Below are 12,206 nucleotides of genomic sequence, written 5' to 3' on the forward strand. Positions count from 1 at the left end.
TACCTATGGCAAAGCTCTTTTTATATTATTTAAAAATATGATCAATGTCTTTAATTTCCGAAGAAGTGAGCTGAACATCTAATGTTTTTAAGTTATCAAGTACTTGATCAGCGCGTTTTGCCCCCGGAATTAATACATCAATTGAATCGCGCGTTAAGTACCAAGCCAGAACAAGATGAGCTACTTCTACGCCTTTTGCGCTAGAGATTTGACGAAGACGCTCTACTTTTTCTAGATTTTGCTGAAATGCTTCCCCGATAAAATGAGGCATATCTTCGCGCAAGTCATTAAACTTTGTGTTTTTATCGTATTTCCCAGCAAGTAAACCAGCAGCTAGCGGGAAGTACGGAATAAATGAAATGCGGTTTGCAGCCGTATAAGGTAAAATATCGTTTTCTGCTTCTCTTTGAATTAAGTTATATTGCCCTTGCACCACGTCTACATAACCATCTTTATTTGCTTCTTTTAACTGATCTAACGAGAAGTTTGATACGCCAATAGAACGGATTTTTCCTTCATCTTTTAATTCTTTTAACGCACCGACCGCTTCGTCTTTTGGTGTGTTTTTATCAGGGAAATGAATATAATATAAATCGATATAATCTGTTTGAAGGCGTTTTAAGCTATCTTCAACCGCCTGTTTTAAAAACGCAGGAGAGTTGTCTAGCAGTACCTCATCTCCAACAATTTTATGTGCTCCTTTTGTGGCGATAACCACTTCTTCACGATTTCCACGTTCTTTTAGCACTTCACCAATTAGTTCTTCAGAGCGTTTTGGACCATAAATGAACGCTGTATCAAGGAGGTTTATGCCATTATCTAGCGCCTTATGAACAAGGTCTTTGCCGACTTCTTCGTTTAGGTTAGGATATAAGTTATGTCCTCCTACAGCGTTTGTTCCAAGTCCAATAGGATTAACATATAATTCGGATTTTCCAATCTGTACTTTTTCTGCCATGTCTAACGTCCATCTCCTTTTTTATATCTTCTTTTTTACTATAGCAAAATATACCATGAATCAAAAATAGTACGCTCATATCAAAAGCAGCCTTAAAAAAGTATTGGAACTAGAGCTTCATATAAATGACGCTTATATTCTATAGGGCTTCGTCTTCAGCGGCAAAAATAAAAAAAGAACCTCTTTTAAATAAGAGACTCTCTTTTGGTCAGGGTAATATGATAACTTTTTGACAGCTGAAATGTTTCAGCGAGCTGCCTGCGTCCTTGCGCTCCTTGTTCGCGTACATACTCTAATTCGTTTGGTGTAAGAAGCTTCATGCTAATCAGTTTAATAGATTCGTAAGGTAAAGAGAGGCTAACTGAAACAGAAGGAGACTGAACGCCTAGCAATACACCAATTTCTCCATTTTCATTTACAAAATGAGACGGTACGTCCAAATCAGTAAATTCAATTGAAAGAATATCGTGCTTCATGAATAGTTCTAGCATATTAGGATGAGCGGCAGCATTTTGACTCATTTGATAAAGAAGGTCAAATGCCCAGTGATCCTGGATATCAGATAAAGGTCCGCGCAGAGATTCATCATCGCATTCGATATAGAATTCTAATCCTTTTCCTTGCTTTCGGCTCTTTTCTTCGGGGGATTGAAACGGATCGGACAAGCCGTCGCTTGCGAGAATAACCGTCTCTGTTTTTTGAACACGAATAAATGTTTGACGTCCAGATGGCCAAGCAGGTCCGCCAAAAAACATGGGATTTAACAAATGAGTTAATACGTCTCCGTCTACATGTCCAATTGTGTTCCAGTAGTCTTTTCTTTTTGAGATTGATTCCTCAAGAACACGCTCTACTTCTTTTTCCTGCTTCTTTTGCTTCCACTTTAAAAATAATGACAAGTATCCCACACCTCTTTACGACTTCATAGTACCCAATATATACCTCATTAAGGGAACTCGTAAACCATTATTTAGTGCATGAAAGTAAATTATTCCTTTAAATTATAAAATTCCCAAAGTTTTCTTAGGAGAGCATAGTATTTTGTCTTTAATAAATCAGGTGAAAAATCAAATAAGCCACATACACGGCCTGTGCGAAGAATAACAAACCCCAAAAGCGTGCTGAAAGATGGGTCAGCTGCTTTAAACTCGTAGCGTCACCTGCATCGTTTGGATATTTAATACTTAATACAAAGATAATAAATGCAGAAAATAGAGATTCTACAAGCAACAGCGCACCAACAAACATCATACTGTAGCGCATAAGCTGTGGATCTTGCAGATAATAGATGCCTCCGAGGATCAAACCGATAGAAAAAAGCCACACAATTCCGTATCCGTTACGTACCCAAAGCAGTAAATTAATAACAACAACACTTCCTAACCCGTAAAAAAGCCAGTCGTAGTGATGGTGAACGAGCAGGTAGAAAAACAAATAAGCCATTGCTGAGCTGAACGGGTAGCCGGCTAAAGCAATAATGACGCGCGGCAACCATCCACGGGATCCCGCGTAGGTGGCAGTCACAGCTACACCTTCATTATTGGTATAAAGCTCAATGCGATTGACGCCTTTTCCGACAATAAGCCCCATTAACGCGTGGCCATCTTCATGAAACATCGTATTTAAATTTGAAAAATAACGTCCAATATGCCGAAGCAGTGTATTAATGCTAGGAGCAAGTGAACCTATAAATGGAATACCTCTTGTTAGCACAAAAGCTAATAAAATAAATAAAAAAAGCGTAGTAGATTGTTCCATCGCGATAGTCCTTTTCGTAAAATGATATGTTTCTACTTTACTCGCAAACGTGCTAAAAGGGAAATAAAACGGCTAGTTTCTCTAGGGAAAGGGAAGCTGGGAGATCTACATAATATTAATGTTAACAGACCTGACACATTCATTGACCAGCTTATTCCAAATTTTATATTCTAAACAGATATAAGAAATGAGGAGATGGTTGAATGAAAGATACGTGGAACGCATTTGTAGACAGTGATCTTTACGTACCTCCAACGGGAACGGGAATGTTAAATAACTTGAGTTTTGCGTTAAAAGACGTATTTGATGTACAAGGACATATATCAAGTGCAGGAAATCCGGATTGGCTCGCCACGCATCAGCCTGCAAGCGAACATGCAGACGTAGTAGCTGCTCTTTTAAAAGAAGGAGCTGTACTGAAGGGAGTTACGCACACCGACGAGCTTATGTACGGACTAAATGGTGAAAATGCACATTACGGAACACCTATAAATCCAAAAAGCGCAGATCGAATTCCGGGAGGATCTTCGAGCGGATCAGCGGTTGCTGTGGCAGCGGGAATAACTGATTTTGCAATTGGAACAGATACGGGAGGATCGGTTCGAATTCCTTCAAGCTACTGCGGTATTTTTGGGTATCGTCCTTCTCACGGACGCATTTCTACAAACGGTCTGATTCCACTTGCTCCAAGCTTTGATACAGTTGGTGTAATGGCTAGAGACGGCCACACTCTGCAAAAAGTAGGAGCGGTTTTATTGAATTCAACGTCGCGTGCTAGTGGATTTACACGGCTGTATGTACCAACAGATGTGATGGAACTTGTGGATGAACAAAGCATGCGAGCTCTTGCGCCGTCTATCAACCACGTAATGGAGTCTTTCTCTACTATAGAAGAGATAGCGATTGCTCCTCAGGGTTTTTCTACATATATGGAAACCTTCCGTCTGCTGCAAGGAAAAGAAATCTGGCAAACGCACGGAGAGTGGATTCAAAAAGAAAATCCAACGTTTGGAGAAGACATCGGAAGCCGCTTTCAATGGGCCAGCACTCTTACATTATTAAATATGAATTATATAGAAGAAAAGCGTCGTGAACTTCGCTATTTTATGTACTCACAGCTTGGGGAAGAAGGAATATTAGTACTTCCTACAGCTCCAGGACCAGCGCCTGTAAAAGATGCAAAAGGGCCGGAGTTAGAAAACAGAAGATTGCGAACACTTCAAATGACGTGTATTGCCGGCCTAAGCGGTCTTCCTCAAGTTACGATACCTGCAGGAGAACTAGACGGTTTGCCAATCGGTTTATCTTTTATTGCAGGATACAACCAAGATGAAAAATTATTAAATTGGGTAAAAGAAAACAGCGATCGTATCATTCAAGCATCGGTAAGGAGCGTATCATGAAATTAGTAAATATAATAGAGCAAGGGAAAGAACAAGCAGCCATTTTAGACAATGACAGCATTCTGCTTATAGAAGATATCAATACTAAATATTTAACAAACTGGTCTACAACAATTTGGGATCTTATTCAATATAAAGAACTTCGCCACCTTGAAACATGGTATGCCCATAATAAATTTGGTATGAACAGCTCTTTTCCCTTAATGCACTTGCAGGGCAGAAAAACAGCTCCTATCATTAGTAATCCGTCGAAATTATTAGGCATTGGGTTTAATTATGCGGCTTCTGAAGAAAAACTAAAAGACTACGACCGTGCCATTGATCCAGTTAGTTTTTTAAAACCCGCGACCACCATTATTGGACCAGATGACAGCATTCGTATTCCAAAGCAGTCCTACAAAACAACGGCTGAAGCAGAACTAGCGGTGGTAATCGGCGAAACGTGTAAGGATATAGAGCCAGATGAAGCCATAAACGTAATTGCTGGTTATACGTCAGCAATTGACGTAACCGCAGCTGATATTCATGCGGCGAATCATCGCTACTTAATGCGAGCGAAAAGCTTTGATACATTTTGCAGTATAGGCTCAGAATTTATCACAAAAGAAAGTATATCAAACGTGAAATCACTTCAAGTGCGCACATTGCTAAACGGAAACGTACAGCATGAAAATACAGTGTCTAATATGATTTACGACATCGCATACTGTGTTTCATTTTTCTCAAAAGTCATGACGCTGCATCCAGGTGATATCATCCTCACCGGAACGCCGGGACCGGCTGTTATTGAAGACGGGGACTGTATTGAATGTCAGATTGAAGGGATGCTTCCATTAAAAAATAAAGTAAAAGATATGAAGAAAGTGCCTCAGCAAATCTAAGAAGAAAACCCGTTGCTTACACGCGCGGGTTTTTAAGTAGAAACGAATATCTTCACACTCAGTTCACAATTAGTAGATATACTAATTAAAAGATAGCATTTGCGTTATCATATACTGAAAAATGAAATATTTACAAATGGAAAAGAAACGGGTACGATATCTGTAGCGACACTTAATAAAAAGGAGCTGACTGACAGTATGATTTTAGTCATCGGAGGAGCAGGCTATATCGGAAGCCACCTAGTAAAAGAATTAGTGAAAACAAATGAAGTTGTGGTACTTGATAATCTATCAACGGGTCATCGCTGGGCAATCGATGAAAAAGCGGTATTCGTAGAAGGAAATCTAGGTAATGAGAAAGATTTAGAAAGCGTATTCACAAATCATAAAATTGATGCTGTCATGCATTTTGCTGCTAATAGTTTAGTAGGGGAGTCAGTAACAGATCCTCTTAAATATTATCAAAACAACGTAGCTGCGACGTTAACCCTTTTACAAACGATGATGAAGCACAATGTGAAAAAGTTTATTTTTTCATCTACTGCTGCTACATATGGGATTCCTTCTGTAGATATCATTACAGAAGATACGGCAACAAACCCAATTAATCCGTACGGACGTTCAAAGTTAATGATTGAACAGATTTTAGCTGACTTTGCAAGTGCTTACGATATGGAATATGTGGTGCTTCGTTACTTCAACGCAGCGGGTGCTTACGAAACAGCAGAAATTGGTGAGTGCCATGATCCTGAAACGCACTTAATTCCAATCATTCTTCAGCACCTGCTTGGTGAACGTGAAAACATCTCTGTATTCGGTTCAGACTACGATACTGAAGACGGAACGTGCATCCGTGACTACATTCACGTAACGGACCTAGCGAATGCTCATATCTCAGCGCTTCAAGCCCTGTTAGACGGCACGAAGAAAACAGCAACGTACAATCTTGGAAACGGCCTTGGCTACTCTGTAAAAGAAGTGATCGAAACGTGTGAAAAAGTAACCGGTAAAAAAGCGAATGTCGTTATGGCAGACCGCCGAGCTGGAGATCCGGCACGCCTAGTTGCATCTTCTGATAAAATCCACGCAGAATTAGGCTGGAAAGCGCAAATTTCATTAGAAAAAATCATCGCATCAGCTTGGAACTGGCATCAAAACAGCGCAAAAGTAACAAATTAATAAAAAGTGCCTCTTTTCTTTTTGAAAGAGGCTTTTTTGTTACAATCAAACTGATTTATGTTCTAAATAATCATTTTGAAAAGCCAGTGGTTTAGCCCATGGACAAGCCTTCTCCTTTTCGGACATTTTCCCTAAACAAGCACGACTTTTGTTCTTTTCCATATGATGTAGGTAAATATACCATTCACAACTATCCCGTTTATAAAATAGTCCGCAAGGAGGTTATGATATGTATTACTGTGTAAGATGCTCCAAATTTCATGACGAACAGGAAAAAGAAAACATCTTTCAAAATGGTTTTTACATTGATCCCTATTTGCTTCAAAAAGTTCATCTGGGCATGTGCGTACACAAATCCCCGTCAATCAAACAAATGAGAGCCGTAGAACGATTCGAAACGAAAAAAATGTAGAATTCACATTCACAAATAAGAAGCTAGATCTAACCAGGTCTAGTTTTTTCAGTAAATAACAGCTTTCTTCAGCTATCTTTCATGTAATATTAAGAGAAATTTAAGACAAGCCCGCTATACTAGTTAGTAGACGTATACATAGGATATGGTACGTTAAGAAATTGAAACAGCAGTCCGTTTTATAAACTAGAAAGGATGGCGTCAAATGATTTCTGAAAAACGATCACTTTTGTTGAAAGAACAAGCAAAGCTTCTCGCATTAAAAGAATATAAAGGCATTGTCAAATCCATATCGCTGAGTAAAATACTCACTCTTCCTATTTATATAGTAGACATCCTTACGTTAAACGGAGAAGAGCATAAAGTAAAAATTAACGCCCAAACCGGCAGTATTTTGAAAGAAAAAACGATTCCTTTAACCAAAAGCCGTGCAAAAGCATACGCGTTAAGACAGCATAAAGGCATTATTGAATCGGTTGTTCTTGCTAACAAGCAATATGAAATTGTGATTCTTGGACTTGATGGAAAAACCCATAGCGTGAAGATTGACGCTGAAATTGATGTGCTGGCGCAAGAAGAGCGAACCGTTCAGTAAACGTCTTATATTATGTAATCAACCTCACTTTTTTGAAAGTGGGGTTTTCTTTATTGGGAGAAACCATTAATAAAAGTAACAATAATAATAAAAAAGAAGAAGCAATTATTTCTTTAATAGAAAGGGTAAGTGATAGTGAAAAATAACCACTTCCTAATTATGGTTCTTTGATTCGTTCTGCTTATGACTCTCCCATTATAAGTATGATAGTATCGAACATGTATAAAACATAGGTTATAACATAACTAAAAGGGTGTGCGACAATGAAAAAACGTACGAAGACCATTATTGCAGTCATTGCTGGAGCTGCTATTTTAATAGGAGGAATATGGATGATAAACGAAAGCCGATACCCAAACGTCCCTGCTTTTGATGATCACTTTACGCGTGAATTCTTAAACAAAGATAAAAAAGTGGACGATGGATTTTATGAATTTAAGTCGAAGACCGGGCAGTATACGATGTGGTTTCCGGAGGAGTATCAGTTGTTGCATGAAAATGAGCAACAGTATGTAAGGGATGGAGATTTTTATGAAAGATGGAAAGCTTCATCAGTTAAGAATAAAGAAGAAAATCAGTTGAACTATTTACAAGTAAAGTTATCAGAGAGCAATCCTGATGATGAATCTATTTACGTGGAGAGTTTATTTAAAGATGAGTTTGGAGTAAATAATCCTCAAAAGTGGGAAACAGCTAATACACGTATATACTTTGATACAGGATATCTTTATTTTAAGGGAACAGAAGAACATGTTATCTATGATAAAAATAAACATGCTCCCAATACATATATAGCATACGTAGCAGATAAGAATTCTAGTAAAGTAATAGAATTATGGTTCGATGACAGTCTAAATAATCAAGTTGGTAGGGAATCTGACAAAAAAGATTGGTTTGGAAAAGTACTGAATAGTATTCATTTTAAAGAGGGAAAGAAGCATGAATGATAAATGCATTTTAGATGATAGTTTAAGAAATAAAATAACTCAACTTGAATATAAAAACTTATCTAATAAAGAAAAAGAAATTAAAGAGATATACAAAAAACATACAGGGAGAGAAATTCCTAATTTTGAAATTTATAGTAGCTCAGAGATGGGGATTGGAAAAAAGTCTGGATTTGACGGAGCTGCTATTCATTTTTATGATAAACAAAGAAATATTAACGAAGTCTATTATATTTTTAGAGGCACTGAGCCGTCTAAGGACTTTGGAGATGTTGTTTATGATGCTTTAGGTGTTGGGGCTGGAAAAAATAATGCACAGATTAACGATGCAGTAAAGATGTATAAAAAAGTAGAGGCAAATTTAAAAGGCTCTAATGTGAAAGTAAAAAGATATGGCGATGGGCATTCTTTGGGAGGCCACCTTATAGTAACATTGAGCTTGATAACGAAGAATTTTACAGGTGTAAGGGGCCTAAATGATGCACCTGTTAATGTAAAGCAACTAGTGGAGCTTGATCAGACCTTTGCAAGGTACGTGGAGCATCAAGTAGGCAGAGAAAATAAAATATCTGCTAAAAGGCTAACAGAACTAGCCAACATCTACTATGAGAGACAAAAAGCTGCTATCAGCCATACTTGGGTGAAAGGTGAACCAATGCATGCCCAATCGTTTCCTGGCAGCTGGTATGCAGGCAATAAAGTAACCATGCTTGGAGATTTAGATACAGAAGAAATGATTAACATTGGAAAATATCCTTTTCAGAAAGAAGCAAAATGGAACCCAGTGTATATGATAGACCAATTTCGCTATAATCTTGGAGTGAAAACGATACTAGGTGGCTTAGGCTTTGCAAATGATCATGTAAAACAGGAAACGTTACTCGACCTTCCTAATAAGAGTGAGCAATACCTTGAGCATATAAAAAAGTATCCTTTTCTCCATTTAGGTGAGATAAAAGCTGGAGTTGCTCTAGGTGCAGCAGGTGGAGTTAATTTACTAACTAGTCCCGGGGGGTTCTCACAGGTTTATAAAGGAATATCTTAAAGAGATCAAGCAAAACTCCACGGAATTAATTATGTTGTCAAATACACAGAAGCTAATGCTATGAAGACGTATTATCAGGTTTTTGATTCAGGATCTCAGGAAGAAATCTTGCTAGATTATGAACAAATGAAGAAGTTTGTTTATTACTGTGCTAATGCCATTAAAGACAAAGAGGCAAACTTAAATGCACTAAAGCAGTATTTACATAGTGAAATTAACGAAGTCTTCGAAGCTAAGAAGAAAAAATTAAAAATGAAAATATCCAGAGAAGAAGCTTCTCCCCAGTCATTTATGGAAAAGGCAGATAAAGACGAAGCTACTCTCGCTTGGTTTGGACAAAAGCGTGTGGCTGAAAAAGTGACGTTTGACAAAACGTTTGATTCGCTAGACGATAGTGTATTTACCCCTGTTGAAGAGATTATTTCTTCTATTCAAGAGGAAGTTACATACTATCAAAAGTTTCTTGAAGCGTTCTTCCAAAATTTCGAGAAGATGATGGAAGCAGACGAATCGGTAGCTTCAGATATTAAAAGCATGAAAGAAGTAGTAGGGGGGATTTAATTGTTTGATTTTGATTTTACACACACAGGAACAACGAGCGGTAAATATACGTTCCAATTTGATAGTGATGACTTTAAGGACGAGCAGGCAAAAAGGATTAAAGAGTTAATCAAAAAGGATTAAGAAGTAAATGAAAAGCTTTGGCATGCTAAAAGCTATTTAGAAAACCAAACGGGTGAGTTTGCTGATGCTGTTAAAAGTAAATTAGAAGCAGCTGAGCGGGGATATACGCTAAGGGCTCAGCAGTATGATACTGGAGCATTTCAGCATATTATGAGTTTTATGCATTCTATTAAAGATATGTATAAGAGAGAGTACGAAATTCAATATAAAGAATCAATGGATGAAAGTGAATTAGCATAGGGAATACTGCTATTCCTCAGACAGCGGTCTGAGGAATTTTTATATGTTCAACAATTTACATTAAGTCTTATTTATTTCAAAAGAATAAAGGGAGTGTATGACCATGAAAAAACGTATAAAGCCCCTCCCTGCAATCATTGTAGGAGCAGCTATTTTAATAGGAGCAATATGGTTCATAAACGAAAGCCGCTACCCCAACGTTCCAGCTTTTGATGATCACTTCACGCGTAAGTTCTTGAACAAAGATAAAAAAGTGTCCGATGGATTTTATGAGTTCAAATCAAAGACAAATCAGTATACGATGTGGTTTCCAGAGGAGTATCAAGTTTTACATAAATACCGCGAAGATTATACTAGAAATGACGAATCATATGAAAATTGGTCAGCCGCTTATATTCAACCCTACGAAAATGATAAACAAACGTACGCTATCAAGGTTGAATTTTCGGAGAACGACACAAAATCAGAATCAATTTATGTAGCGAGTTTATTTAAAGAACAATTAGACAGTAAAAAAACTAAACAGGTAGAAACCTCTAATACAAGAATTTATTATGATTATGCCTATACATATTTTCGTGGTACTAACCAACATATAGTACATAACGATAAGAGGTTATTGCGCTAAGTATCTGGTAAACGTAGATTTTATGTATATAGGTGCTTCTAGCGGTTGATTGGAGGGCAAGGCGAAGACTCCTGCGGGAAAAGCGGAACAGGTGAGACCCCGCAGGAGCATAAGCGACGAGGAGGCTCAGCGGCCGCCCGCGGAAAGCGAAGCCTTGCACGGAAATCAACCGCGGTGTCACAAGCAATCTATACTAGTCCCTTTATCTAATTTGCTCATCTTTAGATGGGGTTGAGTTACTTATGTCTCAATCTCTTTTTTGGAACATCCTTTACAGCCTATCTATCCAAAAGCATAAAAGTCTCTAAAACACTTCTTTGTTGCTATCATAAGCCTCCAGCAAGTCTCGGAATACCTAAATCGCCTAATGGAATATCTTACTTTTAATGGACAATTATCTGTTTTTAGGATATATTTTTATAAGTTTAGGTTATGGAAGAAATAGTATATTGAAAACGAAAGGTGATTAAACGAAAGAATGGATGCTCATGTTTTAAAGGAACTGACGTATGAAGACTTTCAGTTTGTATATCAGCCTATTTATGCGTTGAATTCGTGGAACACGCTAGGTTTTGAGGCTTTGCTGCGCACGGCTTTCGCAAAAGGGCAGATTGAAGAGTTGTTTTCACTGGCAAGACGCCATAATTATTTGTACAAGCTTGATACGATGGCAATTGAAGGGGCTATAAAGAACTTTCCGTTTGAGGTATTGAAATCTGAAGATTTATTTATCAATGTGTTTCCATCTACTCTTCTCCACCCGCATTTCCAACTGTTTTTAACATATCTGTTGAACACCTATAAAAATGCGAAACATCGTATTGTATGGGAGTTAAATGAAACGCTTCATGAAAAGATTTTATGGGAATCGTCTGCTCTTTTTGCCCGAGTAATGAGTTTGAAAGAGGCCGGTTTCAAAATTGCGATTGATGATTTTGGAGCAGGAGCCGCAGCGATGAGACAGGTAAGCATGTATGAGCCTCACTATATGAAATTGGACCGAAGCTATGCTGAAGGGCTAGCCGACTGCAAGCAAAAGAAAGATCTGATTGATTTGCTTGTTAACTATTATCCGCATACGAATCTCATTTTAGAAGGCGTTGAACGAGATAAAGATTTAGCCGCAGCGATTTCGTTAAACCTACATGCTGCTCAGGGCTATTTGCTGGGCATGCCGCAGTCGATCTCTTCCTACTTAACTTATAATAAGTACCGCAGTTTATTCAGACGAGAAAGGCTGCTGAACTCTTAAACCATACACTTCACTAAATAGATAATTTATCGTAATATAGGAATAAGCAATTAGACCTATATGCAACGCAGATGTCTTGAATTTTTATAAAATTATGTGATTTTATGCGATTGTTAAAATATTTTAAGGGATAAAGAAGACGTGTTGGTTTGGAAGAATGAGTGAATTGCATATCAAAACAAGACGTTTAGTGAAATTCCAAAGGCAGATGGAGGATATTTAGT

General features: G+C 37.9%; 15 protein-coding genes. 12 read left to right on the forward strand and 3 right to left on the reverse strand.

Features of this window, described 5'->3' with window-relative positions:
- Positions 1–25: 25 nt before the first annotated feature.
- From JNUCC25_RS05265 to JNUCC25_RS05275, 3 genes are all read right to left on the reverse strand, one after another.
- Positions 26–958: an aldo/keto reductase gene (locus JNUCC25_RS05265; RefSeq protein WP_454222880.1), complete on the reverse strand. Its 933-nt coding sequence runs from the start codon at positions 956–958 to the stop codon at positions 26–28.
- Between the two features lie 185 nt (positions 959–1,143).
- Positions 1,144–1,857, reverse strand: a complete 714-nt coding sequence (locus JNUCC25_RS05270; RefSeq protein ID WP_454222882.1) for a hypothetical protein — start codon at positions 1,855–1,857, stop codon at positions 1,144–1,146.
- A gap of 148 nt (positions 1,858–2,005) precedes the next feature.
- Entirely contained in the window at positions 2,006–2,716 is a 711-nt protein-coding gene (locus JNUCC25_RS05275) for a M50 family metallopeptidase (RefSeq protein WP_029324942.1), read from the reverse strand.
- Between the two features lie 203 nt (positions 2,717–2,919).
- Here JNUCC25_RS05275 and JNUCC25_RS05280 point away from each other — a divergent pair, with 203 nt between their 5' ends.
- The 12 genes from JNUCC25_RS05280 (at position 2,920) to JNUCC25_RS05335 (ending at position 11,982) form a co-directional block, all read left to right on the forward strand.
- Complete coding sequence (locus JNUCC25_RS05280) at positions 2,920–4,119, forward strand: amidase (RefSeq protein ID WP_263033138.1); 1,200 nt, start codon at positions 2,920–2,922, stop codon at positions 4,117–4,119.
- A complete protein-coding gene (locus JNUCC25_RS05285; RefSeq protein WP_029324944.1) occupies positions 4,116–5,000 on the forward strand; it encodes a fumarylacetoacetate hydrolase family protein in 885 nt (294 codons plus the stop codon). The genes JNUCC25_RS05280 and JNUCC25_RS05285 overlap by 4 nt, the downstream gene beginning before the upstream one ends.
- A gap of 198 nt (positions 5,001–5,198) precedes the next feature.
- Complete coding sequence (gene galE / locus JNUCC25_RS05290) at positions 5,199–6,179, forward strand: UDP-glucose 4-epimerase GalE (RefSeq protein WP_013055746.1); 981 nt, start codon at positions 5,199–5,201, stop codon at positions 6,177–6,179.
- Between the two features lie 229 nt (positions 6,180–6,408).
- Positions 6,409–6,591: a DUF3973 domain-containing protein gene (locus JNUCC25_RS05295; protein WP_013055747.1), complete on the forward strand. Its 183-nt coding sequence runs from the start codon at positions 6,409–6,411 to the stop codon at positions 6,589–6,591.
- A gap of 205 nt (positions 6,592–6,796) precedes the next feature.
- Positions 6,797–7,186, forward strand: coding sequence for a PepSY domain-containing protein (locus JNUCC25_RS05300; RefSeq protein ID WP_029324945.1), 390 nt, complete (start codon positions 6,797–6,799; stop codon positions 7,184–7,186).
- A gap of 263 nt (positions 7,187–7,449) precedes the next feature.
- A complete protein-coding gene (locus tag JNUCC25_RS05305) occupies positions 7,450–8,133 on the forward strand; it encodes a hypothetical protein (protein ID WP_454222885.1) in 684 nt (227 codons plus the stop codon).
- The gene (locus JNUCC25_RS05310; protein ID WP_257146025.1) at positions 8,126–9,178 is read left to right on the forward strand and encodes a DUF6792 domain-containing protein; all 1,053 of its coding nucleotides are present in this window, start codon (positions 8,126–8,128) and stop codon (positions 9,176–9,178) included. Before JNUCC25_RS05305 ends, JNUCC25_RS05310 begins: the two co-directional genes overlap by 8 nt.
- Before the next feature lie 60 nt (positions 9,179–9,238).
- On the forward strand, positions 9,239–9,739 hold the full coding sequence (locus tag JNUCC25_RS05315) for a hypothetical protein (protein ID WP_252298752.1): 501 nt from the start codon (positions 9,239–9,241) through the stop codon (positions 9,737–9,739).
- Positions 9,740–9,862: a hypothetical protein gene (locus JNUCC25_RS05320; RefSeq protein WP_258198322.1), complete on the forward strand. Its 123-nt coding sequence runs from the start codon at positions 9,740–9,742 to the stop codon at positions 9,860–9,862.
- A gap of 343 nt (positions 9,863–10,205) precedes the next feature.
- Positions 10,206–10,730, forward strand: coding sequence for a hypothetical protein (locus JNUCC25_RS05325; RefSeq protein WP_240530834.1), 525 nt, complete (start codon positions 10,206–10,208; stop codon positions 10,728–10,730).
- Between the two features lie 45 nt (positions 10,731–10,775).
- The gene (locus tag JNUCC25_RS05330; RefSeq protein ID WP_170959559.1) at positions 10,776–10,940 is read left to right on the forward strand and encodes a hypothetical protein; all 165 of its coding nucleotides are present in this window, start codon (positions 10,776–10,778) and stop codon (positions 10,938–10,940) included.
- A gap of 268 nt (positions 10,941–11,208) precedes the next feature.
- Positions 11,209–11,982: an EAL domain-containing protein gene (locus tag JNUCC25_RS05335; protein ID WP_097813336.1), complete on the forward strand. Its 774-nt coding sequence runs from the start codon at positions 11,209–11,211 to the stop codon at positions 11,980–11,982.
- The last annotated feature ends 224 nt before the right edge of the window (positions 11,983–12,206 follow it).

The sequence above is a fragment of the Priestia sp. JNUCC 25 genome, from assembly GCF_053667915.1.

Coding starts and splice junctions, on each gene's coding strand:
- JNUCC25_RS05265 (WP_454222880.1), bottom strand. CDS start 958: ATGGCAGAAAAAGTACAGATTGGAAAATCCGAATTATATGTTAATCCT.
- JNUCC25_RS05275 (WP_029324942.1), bottom strand. CDS start 2,716: ATGGAACAATCTACTACGCTTTTTTTATTTATTTTATTAGCTTTTGTG.
- JNUCC25_RS05280 (WP_263033138.1), top strand. CDS start 2,920: ATGAAAGATACGTGGAACGCATTTGTAGACAGTGATCTTTACGTACCT.
- JNUCC25_RS05285 (WP_029324944.1), top strand. CDS start 4,116: ATGAAATTAGTAAATATAATAGAGCAAGGGAAAGAACAAGCAGCCATT.
- galE (WP_013055746.1), top strand. CDS start 5,199: ATGATTTTAGTCATCGGAGGAGCAGGCTATATCGGAAGCCACCTAGTA.
- JNUCC25_RS05295 (WP_013055747.1), top strand. CDS start 6,409: ATGTATTACTGTGTAAGATGCTCCAAATTTCATGACGAACAGGAAAAA.
- JNUCC25_RS05300 (WP_029324945.1), top strand. CDS start 6,797: ATGATTTCTGAAAAACGATCACTTTTGTTGAAAGAACAAGCAAAGCTT.
- JNUCC25_RS05305 (WP_454222885.1), top strand. CDS start 7,450: ATGAAAAAACGTACGAAGACCATTATTGCAGTCATTGCTGGAGCTGCT.
- JNUCC25_RS05310 (WP_257146025.1), top strand. CDS start 8,126: ATGAATGATAAATGCATTTTAGATGATAGTTTAAGAAATAAAATAACT.
- JNUCC25_RS05315 (WP_252298752.1), top strand. CDS start 9,239: ATGAAGACGTATTATCAGGTTTTTGATTCAGGATCTCAGGAAGAAATC.
- JNUCC25_RS05325 (WP_240530834.1), top strand. CDS start 10,206: ATGAAAAAACGTATAAAGCCCCTCCCTGCAATCATTGTAGGAGCAGCT.
- JNUCC25_RS05335 (WP_097813336.1), top strand. CDS start 11,209: ATGGATGCTCATGTTTTAAAGGAACTGACGTATGAAGACTTTCAGTTT.